Below are 24,644 nucleotides of genomic sequence, written 5' to 3' on the forward strand. Positions count from 1 at the left end.
CCTCAATAAAGCACGATCGACTTGATGCCACGCGCCGCCCGCAAGTCCGCCAGCGCCTGGTTGATGTCGTCCAGCTGCAGCGTGCGGGTAATCAGCGGCGCCAGCTGCAGCTCGCCGCGCAGGCAGCGTTCGACATAGCCGGGCAACTCGCTGCGTCCCTTGACGCCGCCGAACGCGCTACCACGCCACACCCGCCCGGTGACCAGTTGGAACGGCCGCGTACTGATTTCCTGCAGGCCCTCGACCACGCCCAGGATGGTGCTCTGGCCCCACCCCTTGTGACAGCACTCCAGCGCGGCGCGCATCGCCCGCACATCGCCGACGCAGGGGAAACTATGGTCCACCCCGCCATCGGTGAGATCGACGATCACCTGCTGGATCGGCACGTCGTAGTCGTGTGGGTTCAGGCAGTCGCTGGCGCCCAGCTGCCGGGCCAACGCGAACTTGCCCGGATCGATATCCACCGCCAGGATGCGGCCGGCGCGCGCCAGCACCGCCCCCTGCACCACCGACAAGCCGATGCCGCCCAGCCCGAACACCGCCACGCTCTCGCCCGGCCGTACCTGTGCGCTGTTGAGCACCGCGCCGACGCCGGTGGTGACCGTGCAGCCGAGCAGGCAGGCCTGCTCCAGCGGCGCCTCCGGTGGGATGCGCACCACAGCGATCTCCGGCAGCACGGTGTGCTCGGAGAACGTGCTCGTGCCCATGTGATGCAGCAGCGGCCGACCGGCCAACGAGAAGCGGCTGCTGCCGTCGGGCATCAGGCCGCGCTCCTGACTGTTGCGAATGGCCTGGCACAGGTTGGTGCGGCCGGAGCGACAGAACTTGCAGACGCCGCACTCGGGCATGTACAGCGGAATGACGTGATCGCCGGGACGCACGCTGGTGACGCCGATACCGATCTCCTCGACGATGCCACTGCCTTCCTGCCCAAGGATGACCGGAAAGTGCGCGTCCGCTTGCTGGCTGAGCACCTGCGCATCGCCATGGCAGACGCCGGTGGCGACCAGACGCACCAACACCTCGCCCGGGCGTGGCGGTTGCAGGTCCACCTGCTCGATGGTCAACGGCCGATGCGGTCCCCAGGCCACTGCAGCACGTGTCTTCATCCGCGGCCTCCGGCGCGCGTCGGCGGCGGCGCCGCTCAGCGCGCGATCACCACGCCCCATGGCGACTCGCCGACGGGGATCTGTTGGAGTTGCCGCAAGCTCGCGGTGTCGATGACGCTGACCGTATTGGAGCGCCCGTTGGCGACGTAGAGCTTGTCGCCGGCGGGCGTGAGCGCAGGATTCCACGGCCGCTGACCGACCGCGATGTCGGCAAGCGACCGTCCACTGCGGGGATCGATGACGCTGACGCTGTTGCCGCCGCCGTTGGAGGCATACAGGCGACTGCCATCGGCCGACAGCGCGACTCCGGCGGTGCGCAAGCCTGCCGGCAGGCTGGTGCGACGCTGCCGCGTCTGCAGATCGACGACATCGACCACATTGGCGGTTTCCTGCGCCACGTAGACCTGGCGCCCCCCTGGCGCAAACACCATGCCGCGCGGATGACCGCTGGTGGCGATGACCCCGCGCGACTGGCCAGCGGCCACATCGATGACGTCCAGGTCGTTGGAGCCCTCGTTGCTGGTCAGCAGCCAGCGTCCGTCCGGTGTGTAGAGGCAGTGCTCCGGTGCCTGCCCGTGGATGGCGATCGTGCGCTGTACGCGGAACTGCGCGGCATCGATCAGCAGCACCTGGTTCTGGCCTTCCACGCACACGGCCACTTGCTTGCCGTCGGGCGACAAGGCGATGCCTTCGGCGTTCTCGCCGATCTCCACGTTGCGCACGACCCGATCCTGCACCGTATCCAACTCGACCAGGCGATGATGATCGGCATCGATCAGATACAGCCGTCCACGCGCTGCGGGCACCACTTGCTGCAGCCGTTTGCCGAGCTGGCCCTGGCCTGTGAGCGTGCGTACCACGGTATCGGTGCCGGTATCGATCACCGACACCGTGCCGCTGCGTTGGTTCGGCACGTAGGCCAGTGTCGCTGGCACGGCTTTGGGCGCGGCTTCGGCTGGCGCCACCATCGCATCGCGCTCGCAGCCGCCCAGCATCAGCACCGCACCCAGCACGCCGACCAGTACCGCCCACCAGCACGTGCGCGATGCGCGACTCATTGCGGCTTGCCTGCCGTCTTGTTGATCGAGTGGATGAAGGCGAGCAGTTTTTCGGTATCGCCAGGCTTGAGCACCGGCCCGAACGGTGGCATCTGCCCGACCACCTTTTCGTGACCGACCCGCGGCTTGCCATGGGCGACCATGCCTGCGGTGCCCTCGGTGATCAGCGTGCGCAAGGTGTCGTCGTCGCTGCCGTAGACCCAGATGTCGTTGGTCAACGGTGGGCACATGCCACCGCCGCCGGTGCCGCCATGGCAGGCGGTGCAGCCGGCGGACAGAAAGATCTTCTTGCCGTCGGCGATGGACTCCGGCGTCACCTCGACCTTGGGCCCTTTGGCAATCGGCACGATGGTGGCCGGCGGCGGCGGCGGGGAGGCTGGATCGGGCGCCGGGCCGGCGCTGAACTGCCGCGTCGCATCTGGCGGGGCGACCGGCGTCGCGGCCGGCGCCGGCGCAGGGCTGGCGGTTGCAGCTGCGGGCGGGGATGCTGGCGCCGCATCGGAAGCCGGCGGCGGAGGCGGCGGCTCTTGGCTGCACGCGGCCAACAGCAGGCTCACTACGACGCCGCATGACACGGCGCGAAGGGGACGATCCAAACACGTAACGAGAAACCGAGCCATGGACAAACCTTCTGATCGGAGGGAATCCCGCGCGGCGCGCGGGACGGACGTCATTGGCGGGCGGAGCGTCTGGACTCCGTCAACAAGGTGGCCAACGTGGTATCGCCTTGTTCCTGCGCCAGCACTGCGGCGGTCTTGCCGTGACGATTGCGCGCAGTCGGGTCGGCACCTGCCGCCAGCAGACGCTTGGCGACTGCATCGCGGCCTGACGCGGCAGCCAACATCAGCGGCGTGACCCCAGCATGGTTGGCATGGCCGACGTCGGCGCCGTGCGCCAGTACTGCGTCGAGGATCGCCGGGTCGTCGCGTGCCACCGCGAACATCACCGGGGTGAAACCGGCCGCATTGGCGCGCCGGGCGTTGGCGCCGGCCGCCAGCAGCGTCTGCACGACATCGAGGTCGGCATAGGCCACGGCCAGCTCCAGCGCGCTCCAACCATCGGACGACACGGTATCCACCGGCGCATGCCGTTGCAGCAACCGCTGGACGCTGTCGCGCTGGTTGGTCCAGGCAGCCCGCATCAGCGCGGTGAACCCTTTGCTATCGCGCGCATCCGGATGGGCACCGGCCTCCAGCAACAGGCTCAGCAGCTCCGGCTCCTGGTTGCGGATCGCCTGGTGCAACGGCGGCTCACCCAGCAGGTTGGGACGATTGGCATCGGCACCGTGTCGCAGCAGCCAGGCCACCCGCACCGCGTCGCCGGCATCGAGCGCATGCGCCAGCTCGTGTTGTGCATCGGCGCCCGCGGCAATGCGCAGCTGCAGTTGCGCCAACTCCTGCGACGACGCGCCGACCGACGCTGTGTGCGCCACTGGCGTGGGGGGCGTATAGGGACCATGCGCGAGCAGGTTGCCCGTCACCACGCAGTCGGCACAACGCACCAGTGGAACGTGATAGTCGCGCAGGATCGCATCGATCTGCGGCGCGCTACGTGCCAGCGCCGCGTTGAGATCGTCGCGCAGGTCCGCGTTCTTACGCGACACCACCCACGCCATCGAATACTCCAGCACCGTATCGTCGATGGTGTTGAGCGCCACCATCCCCAGACCGTTGCGTGCGGCGTAGTAACCGGCCACCGGGCCCCACGATTCGGCCGCATCCAGCTCGCCGGCCGCCACCCGTTCGACCAGTTTGCCGGGGTGTTCCTGTGGCGCGGCGGCCGAATCGTAGAACAGGTACTGCACTTCGCCAGAGATACCGTGCTCGTACAACGCCTCGCGCGCCGGCGAGCTCTGGAACACCCCCAGCTTCAGCGATTTCAACGCCGGATCGTCCAGCGTGCGCGGCGCCAGCTGCAGCCCCTTGCGGGTGACCAGCACGTAGGTCGAGCGATACAGCGGCCGTGTGGTCAGGCCCATGTCGGCATCGCTGGTGAGATCCATCAATACATCGCAGCGGCCGGCGTTGATCGTGCTACGTGCCAACCCGCGCTGGTAATAGGTGCGCCATTCGTAGACCAGCGGCCGCCCCATCGTCGCAGCGACGACCTGCGCGATCTTGTTCTGGAATCCTTCGCCAGCTTTATTGGACAGCGGCATATTGCCGGGATCGGCACAGACGCGCAGCGGCGGCAGAGCGGACGTTGTCGTCGCCATCGCTGTTGGCGCAGCGGCGCGCGGCGCTGCCGGTGCGGCGGAAGAAGTGCGAGCCGCCGCGGAGGGCGGCTCGCGAGTGCAGCCGGCGGCGACGAGTCCGAGGCTGCAAACCATCAGCACCCTGCGCAGGTGCCGTGTCATGCCGCGCCCACCGGCCCATGGCCGGCGGACGCGATCGGTGCCGACCGCAACGCTCATCGTGCGCTCTTCGCCGCAGCGTTGCCGGCGCCACCTGCAGCAGCGGCGGCAGCGGCAGTGGTCGCAGGCGTCGCGCTGGCGGTGACGGTCTTGCCGGCACCATCGAGGCGGAAGGTATGCACCATGCCACCCAGCGGGATCTTCTCGAAGCCGTTGCTGAAGGCCAGGCCGGCCGCACCGAGCGCACCGTAGGGATCGCCGGGGTCGAGCCCGCCGGCAACCGGCAGACCGATCCAGCCGCCGATGCCGGAGAACACGGCGATGTATTGGTGACCATTGGCCTTGTAGGCGATCGGATTACCGATGATCCCCGACGGCAGCTTGGTCTCCCACAGCTTCTTGCCGGTGTCCTTGTCGACCGCGCGGAACCAACCATCGAGCGTGCCGTAGAACACCAGTCCGCCATCGGTGACCAGCGTCCCGCTCCACACCGGGAACTTCTCCTTGATTTCCCACTTGGTCTTGCCTTCGACGACATCGAAGGCCTTGACGATGCCCAGCGCGCCCGGCTCATTGGGCTTCATCATCACGTTGGCGAACACGTAGGGCAGCCCCATCATCGTGTTGCCACGCTCCTGCGGCTCCAGCTCCATGTGCCAGTTGTTGGTGCCGCAGAAGAACACCGCGCTGTTGGCCGGATCCACCGAGCAGGGTTGCTGGTCCTTGCCGCCCATCGCCGAGGGGAAGGCTTCCACTTTCTTGCCGCGCTCCAGCGGCGAATGCGCAGCCACCTTGACCGGACGACCGGTCTTCATGTCGATGCGCTCGGCCCAGTTGGCCGGGACGAACTTGTTGGCGCGCAACAAGGTGCCATCGCGCCGATCCAGTACATACGCAAAACCATTGCGGTCGAACTGCACCACCGAAGGCACCTGCTTGCCGTCGATGGTCAGGTCCACCAGGATCGGCTCGTTGATGCCGTCGTAGTCCCATTGGTCGAACGGCGTCTTCTGATAGCCCCACACCGCCTCGCCGGTGTCGATCTTGCGCGCGAACAGTGTCATCGACCACTTGTTGTCGTAGTCGCCGTTGTTGCACTCCTCCTGCGTGGTCTTGCCGCAGCGGTAGGACGGGCTCCACAGCCCCGGGTTACCAGTGCCGTAGTAGAGCAGCTTGAGCTTGGGATCGTAGCTGTACCAACCCCAGGCCGCGCCGCCACCGCGTTTCCAACCGTCCTCCGGGAAGGTCTTCACGCCGAGATCGCCGAGTTGGCCATGTTGCGGATTGGCCTTGTTGAAATCCGCACCCAGGCAGATGTCCTTGTCGGTGCCGGTGGCCTCGCACGACCACACCTGCTTGCCGTCGGCCAGCGCGTAGGCAGCCACGCGGCCACGCACGCCGAACTCGTTGCCGCTGATGCCGGCGATCACCTTGCCGTTGGCGATGATCGGCGCCATCGTGATCGTTTCGCCCTGGTCCGGATGGGCGAGCTTCTGCTTCCACACTTCCTTGCCGGTCTTGGCATCGAGGGCGATCACATCGCCGCTCAGGCTGCCGAACACCAGCTTGCCGTCGGCATAGGACGCGCCGCGGTTGACGGTGTCGCAGCAGGCGACGGCCACCGCACGTTCGTCCTGCTGCGGGGTGTATTTCCACAGCACCTTGCCACCGTCGTCCTGCGCTGCCAGATCGATCGCAAAGACGTTGTTCGGATACGCGCTGACCATGTACATGACGTTGCCGATCACCAGCGGCTGACCCTCGTGGCCACGCGTGGCATCGGTCTTCATCTCCCACGACATCTTCAGATTCTTGACGTTGTCGCGATTGATCTCGGCCAGCGGGCTGTGACGAGTGAGCGCCAGGTCGCGACCGACGCCGCCCCAGTTGTCGGGGTTAGCCGCCGTCGTCGCGAACTCGGCGTCGGTGTCGACCGCGGTGGCCGGCGGTGGCGTCGGCGCGGGTGCGGCAGTGGTGGCCGGCGGCGTGGATGCGGCAGGAGTGTCCTGCTTGCAGCTGGACAAGACCGCGCTCAGCGCCAAGACCAGCACGACGCCGGCCGAAGCGCTGCGACAGGAAGCACGTTGCATATGCGTCTACCCCTCTCGGTATGGAGGATCCAAACGATGGAAGCGCCGGCTCGCGTGCCGCGGGGAGCGCAGCGGGCACGAACCTCGGCAGGGGAAGAGCAGGCACCATGCCAACTGGACGCTGCGCTGCAGCACCTCGCAGTCATTGGCGGTTCGGCTTTGCAGCAACGGCGGGCCTGCGCGCGCTGTCTCGGATTTGGCACACTTTGCGCCGCACGCGCTGTGACACCGCGGCACAGTCGTCGACGGCGGCGGATCGATGCACGCCGCACGCGCGCCGTTGCAAAGGCTTGCGTACGCAGCCCCGGGAGATGGCCGCAGCTTGGCGGCGTCGGTTCGCAGGGCGCGTCGGCGGCGCGCACGCAAGGTCTGCCACACGCGCACCGCGCGTAATGCTCGTCAGATGAAAGGCCTGATGACGCGGCGGCGCGTGCGCCCCGCGCGCAGGTTCAGCCTGCGGTGATCGGCTGCCGTTGCAGACAGTCCAGCAAGTGGCCGCAGTCGCGCAGACGCCAGTCGGCCATGCCCGGCCAGGGGTCGCCTGGTGTGTTGACCAGCACCGTGCGCACGCCGGCGGCGCGGCCACAGGCCAGATCGTTGTAATGGTCGCCCACCATCAGCATCGCCGCCGGCGTGCTCTGCCAACGCCGCTGGAAATACTGCAGGCCGGCCGCCGCCGGCTTGGGCGCCGCTTCGTCGCGGCCGACGATGCCCTCCCAGGCGAAAGCGTCGTCCAGGCCGATCGCACGCAGCGTCAGCGTCGCCAGCTCGCGCGCGTTGCGGGTCAGCAGGCCGAGCCGGCAACCGCTGGCCTGCAACGCCCGCACGAGCGCGACCGCGCCCACCGCCGGCCGCGCGGTCTCGGCCAGCGTGCGTTCGTGGGCGAGCAGCCAGGCGTGCTTGCCACGCGCCTGCGCCGCTGGCAAGGCCGCCAGGTGATGCAGGATATCCGCGTCCGGCGGGATGTCCAGCGCGCGACGGATCAACGCGAAATCGTGCGCCGGTTCGGTCAGTGTGCCGTCCATGTCGAACACCCAGTGGCGGCAGTCAGCCAACGGCGACAGCCCAGCGATAGCGGAGGTCCCGTCCATCGCGCTATTTCCAGCCCGGCATCTGCGTGGTATCCAGTCCACCGACCTCGAACTCGGCGGTGCGGGTCCCGCCGGCTTTGACCGGGAAGGTGATGCTGATGCGCTTGGCATGGCGCACGCTGCCCCATAGCGCCTTGTCGTCGTCGATGAACATGGCGATCGCTTCGTCGGTATCGGGCCGATGCGCAGCCATCGCGCGCGGCTTGCCGCCGTCGGCGGCGACCTGCACCTTGCAGCCGCGATAGCAGTCGAAATCGCCGGCCTTCAACACCAGATAGCTGTGTCGCTTCCATTGTGGATGGTCGCGGAACACCAGGCTGACCGGCTTGGGGCCGCTGCCATCCACGTCCACCCGCTGGCTGGCATCGATCATCGCCGAGCGTTGCGTGCCGCCCTTGGCCGGTACCTGCGAGTATTGCCACAGTGCCTGCATGCGGCGCAGGTCGCGCGCTTGGTCGCCCTTGGCCTTGATCTCGGCATAGCCCGGCTCCACCCGCTGTGCGGCCGCCGTGCCGGCATAGCCTTCCAGCAAGGCGGCGCCATGCGCGCGCGCCATGTCCCAGTTGCCGGCCTGCACGGCGCTGTCGTATTGCTTGGCCAGGGCGTCGGCTGCGTGCTCCCTGGCTTGCGTTTGCGCGGCCTGCTGGGCCTGCTGCTGCGCCTGGCGATCACCGCAGGCAGTCAGGACGGCCACACTCAGCACCGCACACAACAGCATCTTCATCGTTCGACTCCGGGAGGGGACGGGCCGGTCACCATAGCAGCCGGCCGATGGCCGGCACATGCACGGCGCGTGCGCCCGTTTTGCCGTCCTGCCAGTGGCGCATACCGCCGGGGGTGGCGCCCGCACCGCTTGCACGGCACGCCGTCACCACGACCGACGAGCCGGAGATCGCCAGGCGGCCAGCACGGCCTGCGCGCCTGCGCAGCAACCGCCGCTGCAGGCATGGCAGCGGCAAGCACCGGAACACCAGGCATGTTGCCCGCCCGGTGCGTACCGCGCGCGGCTTACCGCTGCGGAGGGGCTGGCGTCGCTGCCGGTGCCGGCGTTGCTGCCTTGGCCTTGGCCAGCATCTCGGCCACCGAGGCGGTGGTGATCGGATGGTAGCTGGGCTTGGCTTTCTCGAACGCCTGCTCGGCGAAGGCGATGCCGTCGGGCGTCTTCAGCAGTTCGGCGTAGATCGGCAGGATCAGCTTGCGGCGGCCGACGCGCTCGATAAAAGCACCGGCGGCAGGACGCGCATCGGTATATCCGCTACGCAGCGCCAACGGATACCAGCGCATGGCGATCTCGCCATTGGGCGTACCGGTGAAGTGGTAGGCGGCGTCCAGTTGCTTGAGCTGTTCCGGCGTGAGGGTGGCGCCCATGCCGCTGAGGAAATGCACCCACTCCTGGGTGCCCCAGGCATCGGTCACCTGCTTGTTCGGCAGGCTGCCGCTGCCGCTCCAGGCGATGCGCGCGGTATCGACGATGGCGAAATTGCGCGACCGCGCCTTGCTGGCGAACGCCGGGATACCGGGCTGCCTCAACCAGGCATCGACCTCTGCCTCGCTGACCAGGCTGGGATTCTTCGCCAGCAGGTGGCTCTTGAGGTAAGCGACGAACTGATCGGTGGTCGCGCTCTGGAAGGCGTGATCGTCGAACCAGCCGCGCAGGAACGGGTCGAACACGTCGCGGCCGAAGCGCTGCTCCAGGAACTGCAGGAACCAGGCGCCCTTGACGTAGGCGACCTGGCTCAAGGCCTCATCCGGATCGCGCTCGCCCAGTGGCGGCAATTCCAGCTCTTGATCGGTCGGCGCCATGTCCTTGAGCTCGGCCAGCAGGTCGCCCTGGTCGATCTCGCGCTCCATCTCGGCCATCTCGGCGCCGTACAGCGCTTCGGTGATGCGGCCCTGCACGTAAGTGGTAAAGCCTTCGTTGAGCCAGATGTCCTTCCAGCTCGCATTGGTCACCAAATTGCCGGACCAGCTATGCGCCAGCTCGTGCGCGACCAGCGACACCAGCGACTTGTCGCCGACGATCACGGTCGGGGTGGCGAAGGTCAGGCGCGGGTTCTCCATGCCACCGAACGGGAACGACGGCGGCAGCACGAGCATGTCGTAACGGCCCCAGCGGTACGGGCCGTACAACGCCTCGGCCGTTCCGATCATCTTCTCGGTGTCCTCGAATTCCTTGGCGGCCTTGTCGGCCATCGCCGGCTCGGCCCACACGCCCGAGCGCGCCGAGATCGGCTTGAACACCAGGTCGCCGGCAGCGATGGCCAGCAGGTAGGACGGGATCGGCTCGGGCATCTTGAAGCTGTAGTCGCCATCGCGCGCGGCCTGTGGATCGTTGTCGGCGCTCATCAGCACCATCACGTCCGGACGCGAGGTCACATGCGCGCTGTAGGTGAAGCGCACGCTCGGAGTGTCCTGCAACGGCACCCAGCTGCGCGCGTGGATGGCCTGCGACTGACTGAACATGAAAGGCAGCTGCTTGCCTTCGGTCATCGCCGGGTCCAGCCACTGCAGGCCCGAGGCGGTGGGCGCGGTATGGTAGGTGATGACGATCTTGCTCGGCTGCGTCGGCGCCTCGATGGTCAGCTTGCTGCCGAAGGTCTTGTCGGCCGGCGCCAGCGCGAATTGCAGCGGCGACAGGCCGCCCTTGCCATCGTCGGCCTGCACCTGGGCGATGCTCAGCTCACGGGTGTCCAGCACCAGCCGCTTGGCCGCCTTGTCCTTCCAGTCCAGCGTGTAGGTGGCGGTGCCGCCGATCTGCTTGCTGTCGAAGTCCAGCTTCAGGTCCAGCGCCAGGTCCTTGATGACCACCAGCTGCGGCTGGGCGTAGGAGCTTTCGTCGTGGTTGCGGGCGTCTGCTTTCACGGGGGCCTTGGCGGTGGCGGCCGGCGCGGCGGTGCCGGCGGCGGGCGTGGACTCATTGGAGCAGGCGGCGAGTGCCAGGGACACCGCCAGGGACAGCGACAGGAGCGAAAAGCGCATCGGGGGACACCGCAGCGTGGAAACGCCGCAGTTTAGCCTCCTTGCCGTCGCCCTGCCCGCTCGACGGCATCGGTTCCGCTGTCGCCGCGGCGCACCACAGGGCGCTTCCAGGAGGGTTGGCCGCCAGCAGCACGGAGCGTGCGCCGCACCGCTGACGGCCAACGCCTCTCATCTCCACGTGCATAACACGCTCTAGTGCAGTGGATGGCCGCGCGCGTTCTCGTGGCCATCGCGCACCAGCCGGCGGCCACCGGAGAACTTGGCTCGATACATCGCCGCGTCGGCACGCCGATACAGCTCGGTCGCCTCCAGCCCGTCCGTATACACGGCGCAACCGGCGCTGACGTGCAGCGGCGCCTCGACCCCGTCCTCGCACTCGAGCAGGGACAGCCACTGGTTGAGCTTGAGCGTGGCGTCTTCTTCGCTGGCATGCACGCCGATCAGGAATTCGTCCCCGCCCCAGCGACCGATCCAGTCCTGTGCGCCCAGCCACGCAAACGCCGATTCGACCAGCCGCACCAGCACGCGATCGCCGGCCAGATGACCGAAGCGATCGTTGATCGGCTTGAGGTTGTCCAGATCGAGCACGAACAACACGAACGGCCAGCCCTCCCGCTGCGCCGAGGCCACCGAGTCGCGCATGGCCTGCTCGCAACCGCGCCGGTTGAGCGCTTCGGTTAGCGGATCCAGCAAGGCGTGCTTGCGCAGGTCGCGCATGCCGGCGTCGATGCCGCGCAAGCTGCGGTTGATCCCGCGCAGCAGGCGCCCCAGCTCGTCGTCGCCGGGCTCCGGCAGGCTGGGCAGGCGCTGGTCGGCGTAGTAGGCATCGAGCGCATCGGCTGCCACCCGCAACGGCGACAGCAAACGGTACAGCGCCGACAAGGTCAGTACCGTGCCGGCCAACGTGGCCGCCAGCGCAACGATCACCACCGACCACATGGGCCGGCCACCCAGCTCGCGATGCGCCGCCAGCCAGGCGATCAGCAACAGCAGAGGCAGGTGGATGCCGACGAAGGTAACCGCCAACAGCTTGGCGCTGAAGGAGCGGGGAAAAACGCGCGAGAGCCCAGCGTACAAACGCATCCATGTCTCCGACACGAAACAGCGCGTAGTGTCGCCGAGGCGTCGTGGAGCGGACGCGATGGAGGTCTCAGAACCTGGCTGAACGCCGGCGCGGCGCGGGCAGCGCCGACAGCGCCGCCCGCGCCGCCGTTGCTCAGACCTTGTATCCGGAATGGATGGCGACGATGCCGCCGGTCAGATTCTTGTAATGGCAGCGCGCGAACCCGGCCTCGCCCATCATCTGCTTCAGCGGCTCCTGCGGCGGATGCTTGCGGATGCTTTCGGCCAGATATTGGTAGCTGTCGGCGTCGCGGGCGAACAACTGACCCAGCCGCGGCAGCACCTTGAACGAATGGAAGTCGTAGAGCGGCTTGAACCAGTCGGCGGTGACTTCGGAAAATTCCAGCACCCGCGCCTGCCCGCCGACCTTGAGCACGCGATACATCTCGCGCAGCGCGGCGTCCTTGTCGGTGACGTTGCGCAGACCGAAGGAAATGGTCACCAGATCGAAACTCTGGTCCGGGAACGGCAACGCCTCGGCATTGCACTGCACGTAGTCGAAACCGGCGACCAGGCCGCGATTGGTCAGGCGATCGCGGCCGACCGACAACATGCCGGCATTGATATCGCCCAACACCACGCCCCCTTCGTTGCCCACCCGCTCCTTCAGCAGCGCGGCGATGTCGCCGGTCCCGCCGGCCAGATCCAGCACCCGATCGCCCGGCTTCACCTGCGCGGTGGCAACGAAGTAGCGCTTCCAGGCCCGGTGGATGCCCAGACTCATCAGGTCGTTCATCAGGTCGTAGTTGCGCGCGACCGAGGTGAACACTTGGCCGACCAGCTTCTGCTTGTCCTTGGCAGCGACGTCGCGGAAGCCGAAATGGGTGGTGCCGGAGGTATAGGGGGATTCGCTCATGGCCGGATTATCGCACTGCTGACGCCACCGTGACCGCAACCGGACCACAATCGCGACCTCTTCTGCAACCGGTCCGGCGAGCTTTGGGTGGGCGACAAGTACGTCCAGCGTGAGTGGCAACCCCACGAAAAGCCGACCCTGCCGGGCTCGGCATCCACACCGTTGCACCCGACCCGCCGGCGCATCCAGTACGGCCTGGTCGGGGCGGTGGTGGCGCTGACCGGCGGCTTGAGCAATGCGCTGGTCACCGCCAACCTGCCTTATCTGCAGGGCGCGCTGGGGGCCTACGCCACCGAAATGGCCTGGCTGCCGGCCGCATACGTGATGACCAACGTGTCGGCCAATCTGTTGCTGGTGAAGTTCCGCCAGCAGTTCGGCCTGCGGCTGTTCACCGAGATCTTCCTGGCCCTGTACGCGCTGATCGCCTTCGCCCATCTGTTCGTGCACAACCTGAGCTCGGCGATCGCCGTGCGCGCCGCGCACGGCCTGGTCGGCGCAGCGCTCACCTCGCTGGGGCTGTACTACGTGATCCAGGCGTTTCCGGGCAAATATCGGCTCAAGGCGGTGGTCGCCGGGCTGGGGTTGAGCCAGCTGGCATTGCCGCTGGCACGGGTGTTTTCCACCGACCTGCTGGAATTCGGCCAGTGGCAGGGCCTGTATGTGTTCGAATTCGGCCTGGCGGTGTTTGCGCTGGCCTGCGTGCTGGCGCTGAAGCTGCCGCCGGGCGATCGCTACCGGGTGTTCGAGAAGCTGGACTTCGTCACCTTCGTGCTGTTCAGTGCCGGCACCGCCGGACTGGCCGCTGTGCTGTCGCTGGGGCGACTGCTGTGGTGGACCAGCACCCCGTGGCTGGGCGTGGTGCTGGCAACGTCCATCGCCCTGCTGTGCGCCGCCGCCTGGATCGAGCATTACCGCCGCAACCCGATGATCAACACGCGCTGGCTGGCCAGCGGCGACATGCTGCGGCTGGGCCTGGCGATCCTGCTGATCCGGCTGGTGCTGTCCGAGCAGAGCACTGGCGCGATCGGCTTCTTCCAGACCCTGGGGCTGGCGAACACGCAGTTGCAGACGCTGTTCGCGCTGATGTTGCTGGGTGCGATCTGCGGTGTGGCCGCCAGCGCGGCGCTGATCAACCCGCTGCGCGTCACCGAGCATCTGATCGTTGCGGTCACCGCGATCTGCATCGGTTGCTTCATGGACGCCGATGCCACCAGCCAGACCCGTCCCGAGCAGATGTATCTCAGCCAGTTTCTGCTGGCGTTCGGCAGCACGTTCTTCGTCGGCCCGGCGATGATCGCCGGCATTGGCCGGGTCATCACCCAGCCGCGCAACCTGATCAGCTTCATCGTGCTGTTCGGCATGGCGCAGAACCTTGGCGGTCTGCTCGGCAGCGCGTTGCTCGGCAGTGTGCAGGTCGTACGCGAGAAATACCATTCCAGCCAATTGGTCGAGCACCTGGTGCTGAGCGATCCGCAAGTGGCTGCGCGCGTCCAGGCCTATGCCGGTGCCTACGCCGGTGTCATCGGCGATCCGGCGCTGCGGCAGGCCCAGGGCGTGCGCACGCTGGGCAGCGTCGCCACCCGCGAGGCCAACGTGCTCGCCTATAACGACGTCTTCCTGTTGATCGGCTGGATCGCGATCGCCACCGCGCTGTGGATCCTCTCCGTGCTGCTGTGGCGGCGCTATCGCCGCCCGTCGCCCCCGTCATCGCCGCCCGTCACTGCCCGCCCATGAATACACCTGCGCCGTCCACCCCCACCGTCGATCACGCCCGCCGCCGCAAGCGCCGCCTGACCGGTGCCATCGGCTTTGGTGGCGTCGCACTGCTGGGCGTGGCGGTGGTGCTGTACGCCTGGCGACTGCCGCCCTTCACCAGCAGCGTGCAGCGGACCGAGAATGCCCTGGTGCATGGCCAGGTCACGGTGATCGCGCCGCAGGTCAGCGGCTATGTCACCGCCGTTCCGGTGCAGGACTTCGCCCACGTCAAACGTGGCCAGGTGCTGGCGCAGATCGACCAGCGCATCTATGCCCAGCAAGTGGCGCAGGCGCAGGCGCAAGTGCAGACCGCGCAAGCCAACCTGGCCAACTGGGAACAGCAGCGGCATAGCGCCGAGGTCAGCGTTGCCCAGCAACGCGCCAGCTTGCAGAGCAACCAGGCGCAGCGCGACCGTACGCATGCGGCATATACCCGCACCCGGCAACTGGCCGATCAACGCCTGGTGTCGGCGCAGGATCGCGACACCGCATTCGCGGCGCGTGCGCAGGCCGATGCGGGCGTCGCGCAGGCGCAGGCAGCGGTGCAGGCGGCCGAGGAAAATGCGCGCAGCGTGACCGTCAACCGCGCGGCGCTGGAAGCGGCGGTCGCCAGTGCGCAGGCAGCGCTGCAGCTGGCGCAGATCAATCTGGACAACACCCGCATCCTGGCCCCGCGCGCTGGCCAGCTCGGCCAACTCGGTGTGCGCGAAGGCGCCTACGTCACCAACGGCACGCAACTGATGGCGCTGGTGCCCGACACGCTGTGGGTGGTCGCCAACTTCAAGGAAACCCAGATGGCCGACATGCGCGTCGGCCAGCGTGCCAGTTTTACCGTCGATGCGCTGGATGGTGCGCGCCTGCAAGGGCGGGTGCAGGACATCTCGCCGGCGGCCGGCTCGGAATTCAGCGTGCTGCCGGCCGACAATGCCACCGGCAACTTCGTCAAGATCGCCCAACGCATCCCGGTGCGGATCAGCGTCGAGCCGGGCCAGTCGCTGGCGGCACGCTTGCGTCCTGGCATGTCGGTGGTGGTGGCGGTCGAGACCGCGGTCGACTGAGCCGAGCAACCGCTATCATGCAGGCATGCGCGCCACGCCCACCGACCTGCACTGGCAGTGCCTGACCTTCGCCGAGCTGAGCACCGCCCAGCTCTATGCGCTGCTGCAGCTGCGTAGCGCGGTGTTCGTGGTCGAGCAGCGCTGCGCCTACACCGAGCTGGACGGCAAGGACCCGCTGCCAGGCGTGGCGCACCTGCTCGGATCGACCGCCGACGGCAGTCTGATCGCCTACCTGCGGGTGCTGCCGCCGGGACTGGTCGCGCCGGAGCCGGCCATCGGCCGCGTGGTCATCGCGAACCGCCAGCGTGGCGGCGGGCTCGGCCACCGGCTGATGTGCGAAGGCCTGCGGCAGGTGCAGGCGCGCTGGCCCGACACTGCCATCCAACTCGACGCCCAGGCCCATCTGCAGACGTTCTACGCCGCCCATGGGTTCGCATCGTCCTCCGCGCCGCACCTGGAGGATGGCATCCCCCACATCACGATGCGGCGTGCCGCCGCCCGTGCACCCGAGGAACCTGCTGCATGATCGCCACCCCCGACTATCGCGCCCTGCTCGACACCGCCATCGCCGAAGCTCGCCAGGGTCTGGCCGAAGGCGGCATTCCGATCGGCGCGGCGCTGTACCACACCGATGGCCGGCTGCTCGGCTGTGGACACAATCGCCGCGTGCAGGAGAACGACCCGTCGGTGCACGGCGAGACCGACGCCTTCCGCAAGGCCGGCCGGCAACGCCGCTACCGCGACACCATCATGGTCACCACGCTGGCACCGTGCTGGTACTGCAGTGGCCTGGTTCGCCAGTTCAATATCGGCACGGTGGTGGTCGGCGAGTCGGTTACCTTCCAGGGCGGGATCGAGTGGCTGCGCGCGCACGGTGTCACCGTGATCGATCTACACAGCCAGGAATGCATCGACCTGTTGGGCGGCTATATCGCCGCCAACCCCGCGATCTGGAACGAGGACATCGGCGAGGACTGAACCCCCGGCCCGACTGTCAACAAGCGTTGACATGCCCGGCGCTACGCTCGCGCTTTGCCCGAGGAGCGGTGTCGATGGCAGCAACAGGGGGGAGCGGCGCGTTCGGCGTCGCAGTGCAGTCGATCGTGGTCGAGCGCAGCGACAGCGCCCTGCCGGCCGCGGCGACAGTGGAGCCGGGTCTGCACGCAGTCGCGCAGCTGCCGAGCGAAGCAAGCAACGCGGCGAGCATGACACCCACGGCCGCGTTGCTGGGTGCGGCCCTGCCGACCACGACGCCTGCCGCACACGCGGCCGATGCCGCCTACGCGCAACTGCGCACCACCTTGCTGCAACGCTATAGCGCCAGCCTGCGCTCGGCGACGCGCTAAGCAAAGCACCCTTGATACGCAACAGGCCCACCGGGTGGGGGCCTGCCGTGGTGCGGATGCGGTGATGCGAACGCGTCGCGCCGTCAGAGAATGTAGCGGCTCAAATCCGGATCCTTCACCAGCTCGCCCAGCTGGGCGTCTACATACGCCGCATCGATCGTGATGCTCTGGCCATCGCGATCCGGCGCCTCGTAGCTGAGCGCATCGAGCAGACGCTCCAGCACCGTATGCAGGCGACGGGCACCGATGTTTTCCTGCCGCTCGTTGACCTGCGCGGCGATCTCCGCCAGCCGGTCGACCGCGTCGCTGCCGAACTGCAGGCTCACGCCTTCGGTCTGCAACAAGGCCTCGTATTGCTTGATCAGCGCCGCCTTCGGCTCGGTGAGGATGCGCACGAAATCGGCCTTGCTCAGCGCGGTCAGTTCCACCCGGATCGGGAAGCGACCCTGCAGTTCCGGAATCAGGTCGCTGGGCTTGGCCAGATGGAACGCGCCGGATGCGATGAACAGGATATGGTCGGTCTTGACCGTACCGTACTTGGTCGACACGTTGGAGCCTTCCACCAGCGGCAGCAGATCGCGCTGCACGCCCTCGCGACTGACATCGCCGCCGGACGCACCGGCTTCGCCACGCTTTGCGACCTTGTCGATTTCGTCGATGAAGACGATGCCGTGCTGCTCGCAGGCTTCGATCGCCGCGGTGCGGATATCGTCCTCGTTGACCAGCTTGCCGGCCTCTTCTTCGATCAGCAGCGGGCGCGCCGCCTTGATGGTGAGCTTGCGCTTTTGCGACTTGCCGCCCCCCAGGTTGGAGAACATTTGCCGCAGCTGCTGGCCCATCTCCTCCATGCCCGGCGGGGTCATGATGTCCATGCTGGTGTTGACCGAGACTTCGAGCTCGATCTCGCGCTCGTCCAGCTCGCCGTTGCGCAGCATGCGGCGGAACTTGATGCGGGTGTCGTTGTCCTGCGCGGATGGCTCGTTGCGCGCGGCCTCCGGATCGAAACCGATGCCGCCGCTGCGGCGTGGCAGCAAGGCATCCAGAATGCGGTCCTCGGCACGCTCCTCGGCCTGGGTGCGCACGCGCACCTTGGCCTGCTCGCGATGCAGCTTGACGGCGGTATCGGCCAGGTCGCGAATGATCTGCTCGACGTCCTTGCCCACGTATCCCACCTCGGTGAAGCGGGTCGCTTCGACCTTGACGAACGGCGCATTGGCCAGCGTGGCCAGACGCCGGGCGATCTCGGTCTTGCCGACGCCGGTCGGGCCGATCATCAGGATGTTCTTGGGCATGACTTCGTTGCGCAACTCTTCAGGCAGCTGCATGCGACGCCAGCGATTGCGCAGCGCGATGGCGACTGCGCGCTTGGCATCGTGCTGACCGACGATATGGCGATCCAGTTCCTGCACGATCTCGCGCGGGGTCATGGTGGAAGTGTCGGGAGTGGGCATGAGAGTGAGAATGAGAGAAAGCGAAAGGGAACGATCGATACCTGTCCGGCGGACGGATGCGGGGCGCTCAACGCATTCCCGCACCCGATGCGCGCATCACAGCTCTTCGACCACCACGTTGCGATTGGTGTAGATGCAGATATCGCCGGCGATGCCGATCGCCTCGCTGGCGATCGTGCGGGCATCCAGGGCGGTATGCGCCAGCAGCGCGCGTGCGGCCGACAGTGCATACGAGCCACCCGAGCCGATGGCGATGATGCCGTCTTCCGGCTCGATCACATCGCCGGTGCCGCTGATGATCAGCGAGGTCTCCTTGTCGGCGACGGCCAGCAAGGCCTCGAGCTTGCCGAGGCGGCGCTCGGTGCGCCAGTCCTTGGCCAGTTCCACCGCCGCGCGGGTGAGCTGGCCGTGCTTGTCCAGCTTGGCCTCGAACAACTCGAACAAGGTAAAGGCATCGGCGGCGGCACCGGCAAAGCCGGCCAGCACCTGGCCCTCGCGGCCTAGCCGACGCACTTTGCGCGCATTGCCCTTCATGACCGTATGGCCAAGGGTGACCTGTCCATCGCCGGCCACGGCGACATGTCCATCGCGACGGACCGACACGATGGTGGTGGCGTGAACGACGTTGGGGTTCTGGCTGGGGTCCATGGGTCCTCCGGGGTTTCCCAAGAGGTGGGGACGCGGCTGGGCGGTTCAAGCGCGTGCGACCACCGACCGCAGGTGCGTGCCCTTGCGATGGTTCAGCACGCTGCTCGATGGCGTGCTGCAGCGGCACCGGCGCACGTCAACGTGGCCACCGGCACGACGCTCAGCCCGCGTCCTTCTTGCGGCGCGCGCGTGGATGCGCCGCGTCGTAGACCTTGGCCAGGTGCTGGAAATCCAGGTGGGTATAGATCTGCGTGGTGGCGATGTCGGCATGACCGAGCAGTTCCTGCACGCCGCGCAGATCGCCGGACGATTCGAGGATATGGCTGGCGAAACTATGCCGCAGCATATGCGGATGCACATGCTTGAACATGCCCTGGCGCAGGGCCAGCTGCTTGATGCGCAGCTGTACCGCGCGCTGCGACAACGCACCGCCGCCCCGCCCCGGGAAGACATGGGCGTCTGCCTCAGCGGAACGTTCCTGCCGCCAGGCGCGCAGTGCCGCGACCGCATGCCGGCCCACCGGCACCAGCCGCTGCTTGCCGCCCTTGCCATCGACCAGCACCAGCGCGCTGTCCAGATCCAGCGCGCGCCAGCGTAGCGCGCACAGCTCGCTGAGTCGCAGGCCGGAGGAATAGAACAGTTCCAGCAAGGCCCGATCGCGCAGGCCCAGCGGCGCATCGGTCGGCACCTCGACCAGGCGCACGGCTTCATCGGCATCGAGGACCTGTGGCAGCTTGCGCGGCGCCTTGGGCGCGCGCAGCGCCGCGGCCGGGCTGCTGGCGATGTGGCCATTCCTGAGCAACCAGGCGTAGAAGCTGCGACACGCCGACAGGCGCCGCTGCAGACTCTTCGGCGACAGCCCGCGGCGGTGTTCGGCCGCCACGAACTGGCGCAAGTGGGCGCTGTCCAGCGTCAGCACACCCAGCCCAGCCTGCTCGTCGACCCAGGCCTGCAGTGCCGCCAGGTCGCGCTGATACGCATCGAGCGTGTGCGCCGACATCTGGCGCTCGACCTGCAGATGCGACAGGAAGGCGGCGATGGTGGGCATCAGCGAGCGCCGACGGAACGCGCCAGCCTCAGCGTTGCCATGCCCCGGTTACGCATCGAAGCGCCGCAGAGCCACTGCCAGCGATTCGCCCATCATGCGCAGGAACAACGTGCCCATGCCGGGATAGAACCGGTTTGGATCGCTGCTGCCGACGGCGATCAGCCCCAGTCCCGGCAGCGGCAACAACGCGGTGGACTGCACCTCGCCGGCACGTTCGCCATAGAGCAAGGCATGCTTGTCGGCATGCAGGCGGCCGCAGATCGGCTCGCCATCGGCTAGACAGTCGCGGAACGGCGCCAGCCGCGCATCGTCCGCGGCGATCACCTGCAACCAATCGGCCTGTACGCCGTCAACCGGCTGCAGCAGCACCAGCCGCACCAGCTCGCCATTGAAGTCCTCTGCCAGCGAGGCGGCCATGGCACGCACGGTGTCGGCCGGCGTGCGCTGGCGCATCAGCGCCAGGGTCAATTGGTGGGTGCGCACGGCCAGCCGCTCGTTGACCTGCGCATTGGCCGCCAGTTCCTGCAACCGCCGCGACAGCTCGCGGTTCTTGTCGCGCAGCACTTCCAGTTGATAGGTCGCCAGCGACGCGGTCGGGCCGTCGTCGCGCGGCACCAGCAGGGTCAGTGCCAGATCAGGAAATTGCTTGAGAAAGGTGGGATGGCGGCGCAACCAGGCCGCCACATCGTGTGCGCCCAGCTTGTCCAGGTTCTCGCTCATGGGTTCCACTCTCCATCGAAGACGAACACCGCCGGGCCGGACATCACCACCTGCTCGCCCTCGCCATCCCAACGGATGCGCAGGCTGCCGCCCGGCAGGGTCACCTGCACATCGTGCTCGACCCGGCGGCGGTGCATCAGCACCACGGCTGCGGCGCAGGCACCGCTGCCGCAAGCCAGGGTCTCGCCGACGCCGCGCTCGTAGACCCGCAACTGCACATGGCCGGGGTCCACCACCTGGGCGAAACCGACATTGACCGACTCGGGAAACGCGGCGTGCTGTTGCATCAACAGGCCGACGCGCTCCACTGGCGCAGCATCCACGCGGCCGACTTCCAGCACGGCGTGCGGATTGCCCATCGACACCGCGCCAAACCGTACCGTCTCGCCTTGCAAGGGCAAGGCATATTCCTCGCGCGCGCGGGCGAAACCCGCCAACGGGATGTGCGCCGGCTCGAACTGCGGCACGCCCATCGCCACGGCATAGTGCTGTGCGTCCAGGCGCTGCACCCGATGGGCGGTGAACGGGCTATCGATGACGAAGTCATCGCCCTGCGCGCCACCATCGCGGACCAACCAGGCCGCCACGCAGCGTGCACCGTTGCCGCACTGCTGCGACTGCGAGCCATCGGCATTCCAGATCCGGTAGGCGGCCACCGCCTCGCTGCTGCGCGGCGGCTCGATGGTCAGGATCTGATCGCAGCCGACGCCGAAGTGGCGGTCGGCCAGGCGCGCCGCCAACGCGGCATCCGGCGGTGCCATGCCGTGGCGCAGGTCCAGCACCACGAAATCGTTGCCGGCGCCATGCATCTTGGTGAAACGCAGGCGCCGATCGTCGCGCTCAGCGCTCATTGCTGCTGCTGGCGGGCTGATCCTTGGCAGGCTGATCTTTGACGGGCGCCGGATCGCTGGCGTCGACCGGCGACGCCTGCACCGCCGGCACCTGCGCCTCGTCGACCGCTGGCTGCGGCGCGTCCGGTGGCTGCAGGACAGGCTGGGCTTCCACCGGCACCGGCTTCTGCGGCATCACCAGCGGGCCCTTGTTGCCGCAGGCGGCAAGCAGGACGAGGATCGCACTGACCAGTGCGAGGCGAACAACGGATCGGGACATCATGCTCATGCACCCGAGTATAGCCAGAACACCCTGACCGCCGTGCGTTCAGGGCAGCGGGGCGGCGGCGCGCGGCGGCGGCTCCGGACGCAACCACAACCACAACGCCACCACCGCCATGCTGCCGATCGACAGGCATTTGACCCACAGTACCGGGACGCACCACAGCATGATGCCCGCACACACGGCCATGGTCAGGCTGGCCATCCACTTGGCCTTGCGACTGACCGCACGGTAGGTCTGCCACTCGACGATCGCCGGCCCGAAACGGGGATGCCCCAGCAGCCAGCGATGCAGACGCTCGGAGCCACGCGACGCGGCCCAGGCGGAAATCAACACGAACACCGTGGTCGGCAGGCCCGGCACGAAGATGCCGACGATTCCGGTCGCCAGGCTGGCATAGGCCAGCAGCCACCACGCCCAGCGGAAACGAGTCGGTCGCGTCATAGGCAGATGATACGGCCAGTGACACGCCGCGGTCGCAACCATGACGCCCGCCACGGGCGCGCATCGTCTCGCGCGCGCTGCTGCGGAATGGCTGCTTCAGCGTCTGCCGGCCGGAGGGCTGATTGCCGCCTTGGCAGTAAGCTGGCCCGCTGACCGGCCAGCGCAGGCACGCAGGATCGTCCCCAGGCCGTGGCCCTGCGCGTACTGCAGCAGTGCAGGGACTGCAGCGAGGCCCGTACCGGCGCCCTACTTCACCCCCAACTGGTCTAGCACGAACGCATACGACTCGGCCAGTTCGCGGTAGCGACGGAAGCGCCCGGACTTGCCACCATGCCCGGCTTCCATATTGATCCGGAACAGGATCGGCTGGGTGCCGGTGTTGTCGTCGCGCAGCTTGGCCACCCACTTGGCCGGCTCCCAGTACTGCACCTGCGAATCCCACAGGCCGGTGCCGACGAACAGCGCCGGATACGCCTGCTTGCGCACGTTGTCGTACGGCGAATACGACAGCATGTAGCGGTAGTATTCCTCGTTCTCCGGATTGCCCCACTCGTCGTATTCGTTGGTGGTCAGCGGAATGCTGGCATCGAGCATGGTGGTCACTACATCGACGAACGGCACCTGCGCGACCATCACCCGGTAGTCCCCCGGCGCCATGTTGGCCACCGCGCCCATCAGCAGCCCACCAGCGCTGCCGCCGGACGCAGCGACGCGATCCTTGGCCGCATAGCCTTGCGCGACCAAGCCACGGGTGACATCGATGAAGTCGGTGAAGGTGTTCTTCTTGTGCAGCAGCTTGCCGTCGTCGTACCAGGCACGGCCCATTTCCTGGCCACCGCGGATGTGCGCGATGGCATAGACCACGCCGCGATCCAGCAGACTGACTGCCGGCAGGTTGAAGGCCGGATCCATCGACATGCCATAGCTGCCGTAGGCGTACTGGAACAACGGCGCGGTGCCGTCCTTCTTGAAGCCCTGCCTGTACACCAGCGACACCGGCACCTTGACGCCATCGCGCGCAGTGACCCAAACGCGCTCGGTGACGTACTTGGCCGGGTCGTAACCGATCACCGGCTGGCGCTTGAGCAGCTTGCGCTCGCCGGTCTGCGTATTGAGCTCATAGGTAGTCGCAGGCGTGGTCAACGAGGTATAGCTGTAGCGCAGCCACGGCGTGTCAGGCTCCGAGTTGACCGACAGTCCCATCGCATACGCCGGCTCGTCCGCCTTGACGTCCTCCTGCGTGCCGTCGCGCTTGAGCAGGCGCACCCGCTGCAGACCACCGGAGCGCTCCTCGATCGCGGTGAAGCCGTCGAACAAGGCGAAATCCTCGATGTAGACACCGTCCTCATGCGCCACCCAGTCGCGCCATTGCGCGCGCGTGGTCGCGTCGGTGGCGGCGGTGACCAGCTTGAAGTTCTTGGCGCCATCGGCATTGGTACGGATCACCCAGCGGCCTTCGAAGTGGTCCGGGTGGTACTCCACATCGCGCTCGCGCGGGGCCAGCACGGTGAAGCGATCGGGCTGGGCGGCCGGCGCGTAGCGCGTTTCCGAAGACACCGTGCTTTCCACGGAAATGGTGATGTACTTGTCGTCGCGGGTACGGCCGATGCCCATATAGAAGCTGTCGTCCTTCTCCTCGTAGACCAGCACATCGTCCTTGGCCGGCGTGCCGAGCACGTGCTTCTTCACTCGCACGGTGAGCAGGGTTTCCGGATCGTTTTCGACGTAGCACAGGGTCTTGTTGTCGTCGGCCCACACCAGGTTGGGCGACACGCCCTGGATGCTGTCGGCATAGACCTGCCCGGTCTCCAGGTTCTTGAAGCGAATGGTGTATTGCCGACGACCGACCGCATCCTCGGCCCAGGCCAGGATCTTGTTGTCTTGACTGACCTCCGCTTCGCCCACGCTGAAATAGCCCTTGCCTTCGGCCATCTGGTTGACGTCCAGCAGGATCTCTTCCGGCGCCTCCATGCTGCCCTTGCGACGCGCCTGGATCGGGTAATCCTTGCCGGTTTCGAAGCGGGTGTAATACCAGTAACCGCGCTGGCGATACGGCACGCTGGCATCGTCCTGCTTGATGCGCCCGACGATCTCCTGATACAGCGTGTCCTCCAGCGGCTTCAGCGGTGCCAGCACCTGGTCGGCGTAGGCATTCTCGGCCTTGAGGTAGGCCAGCATCGCCTTGTCCTTGCGGGTGTCGTCACGCAGCCAGTAGTAGTCGTCGTTGCGGGTGGCACCGAACGGCGTCTGCACCGTGTGCGGGCGCTTGGCCACGTCCGGCGGTGTGGGCGGGGCGGCGATGGCGGGGGAAACGGAGGCAGTCATCAGGCTGGCGATCAGGAGAGTCAGGACAGGCTTCATCAGATTGGGGCCGGTTGGATGAACGCAATGCCATCGGAACAG

22 protein-coding genes and 1 pseudogene are annotated in these 24,644 nt (G+C 67.4%); 5 read left to right on the forward strand and 18 right to left on the reverse strand.

Annotated elements, in window-relative coordinates:
- Positions 1–2 precede the first annotated feature (2 nt).
- From CKY51_RS11725 to ubiE, 10 genes and pseudogenes are all read right to left on the reverse strand, one after another.
- Positions 3–1,109, reverse strand: a complete 1,107-nt coding sequence (locus CKY51_RS11725; protein WP_038221137.1) for an S-(hydroxymethyl)glutathione dehydrogenase/class III alcohol dehydrogenase — start codon at positions 1,107–1,109, stop codon at positions 3–5.
- A 35-nt stretch (positions 1,110–1,144) separates the two neighbouring features.
- Positions 1,145–2,167: a beta-propeller fold lactonase family protein gene (locus tag CKY51_RS11730; protein WP_022972533.1), complete on the reverse strand. Its 1,023-nt coding sequence runs from the start codon at positions 2,165–2,167 to the stop codon at positions 1,145–1,147.
- Positions 2,164–2,813: pseudogene (locus tag CKY51_RS22875) on the reverse strand (c-type cytochrome). Before CKY51_RS22875 ends, CKY51_RS11730 begins: the two are co-directional and overlap by 4 nt.
- A 24-nt stretch (positions 2,814–2,837) precedes the next feature.
- The gene (locus tag CKY51_RS11740) at positions 2,838–4,580 is read right to left on the reverse strand and encodes a quinoprotein dehydrogenase-associated putative ABC transporter substrate-binding protein (protein ID WP_081641391.1); all 1,743 of its coding nucleotides are present in this window, start codon (positions 4,578–4,580) and stop codon (positions 2,838–2,840) included.
- Positions 4,577–6,610 carry a methanol/ethanol family PQQ-dependent dehydrogenase gene (locus CKY51_RS11745; protein WP_022972536.1) on the reverse strand — a complete coding sequence of 678 codons (2,034 nt, stop codon included), beginning with the start codon at positions 6,608–6,610 and terminating at the stop codon, positions 4,577–4,579. Before CKY51_RS11745 ends, CKY51_RS11740 begins: the two co-directional genes overlap by 4 nt.
- Positions 6,611–7,059: 449 nt before the next feature.
- Positions 7,060–7,701 (reverse strand): HAD family hydrolase, encoded by a 642-nt coding sequence (locus CKY51_RS11750; protein ID WP_031339856.1) that lies wholly within the window; start codon positions 7,699–7,701, stop codon positions 7,060–7,062.
- Between the two features lie 4 nt (positions 7,702–7,705).
- Positions 7,706–8,425, reverse strand: coding sequence for a hypothetical protein (locus tag CKY51_RS11755; protein ID WP_022972538.1), 720 nt, complete (start codon positions 8,423–8,425; stop codon positions 7,706–7,708).
- Positions 8,426–8,709: 284 nt separating this feature from the next.
- Positions 8,710–10,680, reverse strand: a complete 1,971-nt coding sequence (locus tag CKY51_RS11760) for a M1 family metallopeptidase (protein ID WP_152249269.1) — start codon at positions 10,678–10,680, stop codon at positions 8,710–8,712.
- A gap of 192 nt (positions 10,681–10,872) precedes the next feature.
- Complete coding sequence (locus CKY51_RS11770; RefSeq protein ID WP_022972543.1) at positions 10,873–11,763, reverse strand: GGDEF domain-containing protein; 891 nt, start codon at positions 11,761–11,763, stop codon at positions 10,873–10,875.
- Between the two features lie 133 nt (positions 11,764–11,896).
- Positions 11,897–12,658 (reverse strand): bifunctional demethylmenaquinone methyltransferase/2-methoxy-6-polyprenyl-1,4-benzoquinol methylase UbiE, encoded by a 762-nt coding sequence (gene ubiE / locus CKY51_RS11775; protein ID WP_031339858.1) that lies wholly within the window; start codon positions 12,656–12,658, stop codon positions 11,897–11,899.
- Positions 12,659–12,745: 87 nt separating this feature from the next.
- On the opposite strand from ubiE, the gene CKY51_RS11780 reads away from it, so the two are divergent.
- The 5 genes from CKY51_RS11780 (at position 12,746) to CKY51_RS11800 (ending at position 16,817) form a co-directional block, all read left to right on the forward strand.
- Positions 12,746–14,392, forward strand: a complete 1,647-nt coding sequence (locus CKY51_RS11780; protein WP_022972544.1) for an MFS transporter — start codon at positions 12,746–12,748, stop codon at positions 14,390–14,392.
- Entirely contained in the window at positions 14,389–15,471 is a 1,083-nt protein-coding gene (locus CKY51_RS11785) for an HlyD family secretion protein (protein WP_022972545.1), read from the forward strand. Before CKY51_RS11780 ends, CKY51_RS11785 begins: the two co-directional genes overlap by 4 nt.
- Before the next feature lie 25 nt (positions 15,472–15,496).
- Positions 15,497–15,997 carry a GNAT family N-acetyltransferase gene (locus CKY51_RS11790; protein WP_022972546.1) on the forward strand — a complete coding sequence of 167 codons (501 nt, stop codon included), beginning with the start codon at positions 15,497–15,499 and terminating at the stop codon, positions 15,995–15,997.
- Entirely contained in the window at positions 15,994–16,449 is a 456-nt protein-coding gene (locus tag CKY51_RS11795) for a nucleoside deaminase (protein ID WP_022972547.1), read from the forward strand. The genes CKY51_RS11790 and CKY51_RS11795 overlap by 4 nt, the downstream gene beginning before the upstream one ends.
- Positions 16,450–16,523: 74 nt before the next feature.
- Positions 16,524–16,817, forward strand: a complete 294-nt coding sequence (locus tag CKY51_RS11800; RefSeq protein ID WP_152249272.1) for a hypothetical protein — start codon at positions 16,524–16,526, stop codon at positions 16,815–16,817.
- Positions 16,818–16,900: 83 nt separating this feature from the next.
- Here the strand turns inward: CKY51_RS11800 and hslU are convergent, their stop codons facing one another.
- The 8 genes from hslU to CKY51_RS11840 all read right to left on the reverse strand — a co-directional run bounded on the left by hslU (position 16,901) and on the right by CKY51_RS11840 (position 24,602).
- Positions 16,901–18,268 (reverse strand): ATP-dependent protease ATPase subunit HslU, encoded by a 1,368-nt coding sequence (hslU, locus tag CKY51_RS11805; RefSeq protein WP_022972549.1) that lies wholly within the window; start codon positions 18,266–18,268, stop codon positions 16,901–16,903.
- A 96-nt stretch (positions 18,269–18,364) separates the two neighbouring features.
- Positions 18,365–18,916, reverse strand: a complete 552-nt coding sequence (hslV, locus tag CKY51_RS11810) for an ATP-dependent protease subunit HslV (RefSeq protein WP_022972550.1) — start codon at positions 18,914–18,916, stop codon at positions 18,365–18,367.
- A 160-nt stretch (positions 18,917–19,076) separates the two neighbouring features.
- The gene (xerC, locus tag CKY51_RS11815) at positions 19,077–19,964 is read right to left on the reverse strand and encodes a tyrosine recombinase XerC (protein ID WP_022972551.1); all 888 of its coding nucleotides are present in this window, start codon (positions 19,962–19,964) and stop codon (positions 19,077–19,079) included.
- A gap of 48 nt (positions 19,965–20,012) precedes the next feature.
- Positions 20,013–20,684 carry a DUF484 family protein gene (locus tag CKY51_RS11820; RefSeq protein ID WP_022972552.1) on the reverse strand — a complete coding sequence of 224 codons (672 nt, stop codon included), beginning with the start codon at positions 20,682–20,684 and terminating at the stop codon, positions 20,013–20,015.
- Positions 20,681–21,535, reverse strand: a complete 855-nt coding sequence (gene dapF / locus CKY51_RS11825; protein ID WP_022972553.1) for a diaminopimelate epimerase — start codon at positions 21,533–21,535, stop codon at positions 20,681–20,683. The genes CKY51_RS11820 and dapF overlap by 4 nt, the downstream gene beginning before the upstream one ends.
- Positions 21,525–21,803 (reverse strand): LPS translocon maturation chaperone LptM, encoded by a 279-nt coding sequence (gene lptM / locus CKY51_RS11830; protein WP_031339859.1) that lies wholly within the window; start codon positions 21,801–21,803, stop codon positions 21,525–21,527. Before lptM ends, dapF begins: the two co-directional genes overlap by 11 nt.
- A 39-nt stretch (positions 21,804–21,842) precedes the next feature.
- Positions 21,843–22,241, reverse strand: a complete 399-nt coding sequence (locus CKY51_RS11835; RefSeq protein ID WP_038221144.1) for a YbaN family protein — start codon at positions 22,239–22,241, stop codon at positions 21,843–21,845.
- 246 nt (positions 22,242–22,487) lie between these two features.
- Entirely contained in the window at positions 22,488–24,602 is a 2,115-nt protein-coding gene (locus CKY51_RS11840) for a S9 family peptidase (protein ID WP_152249274.1), read from the reverse strand.
- Positions 24,603–24,644: the final 42 nt, after the last annotated feature.

Source organism: Xanthomonas maliensis, from assembly GCF_009192945.1.
GTDB lineage: Bacteria > Pseudomonadota > Gammaproteobacteria > Xanthomonadales > Xanthomonadaceae > Xanthomonas > Xanthomonas maliensis.

What these genes read in the sequence shown, in the direction of transcription:
- CKY51_RS11725 (WP_038221137.1), bottom strand. Translation starts at nt 1,109, where the DNA reads ATGAAGACACGTGCTGCAGTGGCCTGGGGACCGCATCGGCCGTTGACC.
- CKY51_RS11730 (WP_022972533.1), bottom strand. Translation starts at nt 2,167, where the DNA reads ATGAGTCGCGCATCGCGCACGTGCTGGTGGGCGGTACTGGTCGGCGTG.
- CKY51_RS11740 (WP_081641391.1), bottom strand. Translation starts at nt 4,580, where the DNA reads ATGAGCGTTGCGGTCGGCACCGATCGCGTCCGCCGGCCATGGGCCGGT.
- CKY51_RS11745 (WP_022972536.1), bottom strand. Translation starts at nt 6,610, where the DNA reads ATGCAACGTGCTTCCTGTCGCAGCGCTTCGGCCGGCGTCGTGCTGGTC.
- CKY51_RS11750 (WP_031339856.1), bottom strand. Translation starts at nt 7,701, where the DNA reads ATGGACGGGACCTCCGCTATCGCTGGGCTGTCGCCGTTGGCTGACTGC.
- CKY51_RS11755 (WP_022972538.1), bottom strand. Translation starts at nt 8,425, where the DNA reads ATGAAGATGCTGTTGTGTGCGGTGCTGAGTGTGGCCGTCCTGACTGCC.
- CKY51_RS11760 (WP_152249269.1), bottom strand. Translation starts at nt 10,680, where the DNA reads ATGCGCTTTTCGCTCCTGTCGCTGTCCCTGGCGGTGTCCCTGGCACTC.
- CKY51_RS11770 (WP_022972543.1), bottom strand. Translation starts at nt 11,763, where the DNA reads ATGCGTTTGTACGCTGGGCTCTCGCGCGTTTTTCCCCGCTCCTTCAGC.
- ubiE (WP_031339858.1), bottom strand. Translation starts at nt 12,658, where the DNA reads ATGAGCGAATCCCCCTATACCTCCGGCACCACCCATTTCGGCTTCCGC.
- CKY51_RS11785 (WP_022972545.1), top strand. Translation starts at nt 14,389, where the DNA reads ATGAATACACCTGCGCCGTCCACCCCCACCGTCGATCACGCCCGCCGC.
- CKY51_RS11790 (WP_022972546.1), top strand. Translation starts at nt 15,497, where the DNA reads ATGCGCGCCACGCCCACCGACCTGCACTGGCAGTGCCTGACCTTCGCC.
- CKY51_RS11795 (WP_022972547.1), top strand. Translation starts at nt 15,994, where the DNA reads ATGATCGCCACCCCCGACTATCGCGCCCTGCTCGACACCGCCATCGCC.
- CKY51_RS11800 (WP_152249272.1), top strand. Translation starts at nt 16,524, where the DNA reads ATGGCAGCAACAGGGGGGAGCGGCGCGTTCGGCGTCGCAGTGCAGTCG.
- hslU (WP_022972549.1), bottom strand. Translation starts at nt 18,268, where the DNA reads ATGCCCACTCCCGACACTTCCACCATGACCCCGCGCGAGATCGTGCAG.
- hslV (WP_022972550.1), bottom strand. Translation starts at nt 18,916, where the DNA reads ATGGACCCCAGCCAGAACCCCAACGTCGTTCACGCCACCACCATCGTG.
- xerC (WP_022972551.1), bottom strand. Translation starts at nt 19,964, where the DNA reads ATGCCCACCATCGCCGCCTTCCTGTCGCATCTGCAGGTCGAGCGCCAG.
- CKY51_RS11820 (WP_022972552.1), bottom strand. Translation starts at nt 20,684, where the DNA reads ATGAGCGAGAACCTGGACAAGCTGGGCGCACACGATGTGGCGGCCTGG.
- dapF (WP_022972553.1), bottom strand. Translation starts at nt 21,535, where the DNA reads ATGAGCGCTGAGCGCGACGATCGGCGCCTGCGTTTCACCAAGATGCAT.
- lptM (WP_031339859.1), bottom strand. Translation starts at nt 21,803, where the DNA reads ATGAGCATGATGTCCCGATCCGTTGTTCGCCTCGCACTGGTCAGTGCG.
- CKY51_RS11835 (WP_038221144.1), bottom strand. Translation starts at nt 22,241, where the DNA reads ATGACGCGACCGACTCGTTTCCGCTGGGCGTGGTGGCTGCTGGCCTAT.
- CKY51_RS11840 (WP_152249274.1), bottom strand. Translation starts at nt 24,602, where the DNA reads ATGAAGCCTGTCCTGACTCTCCTGATCGCCAGCCTGATGACTGCCTCC.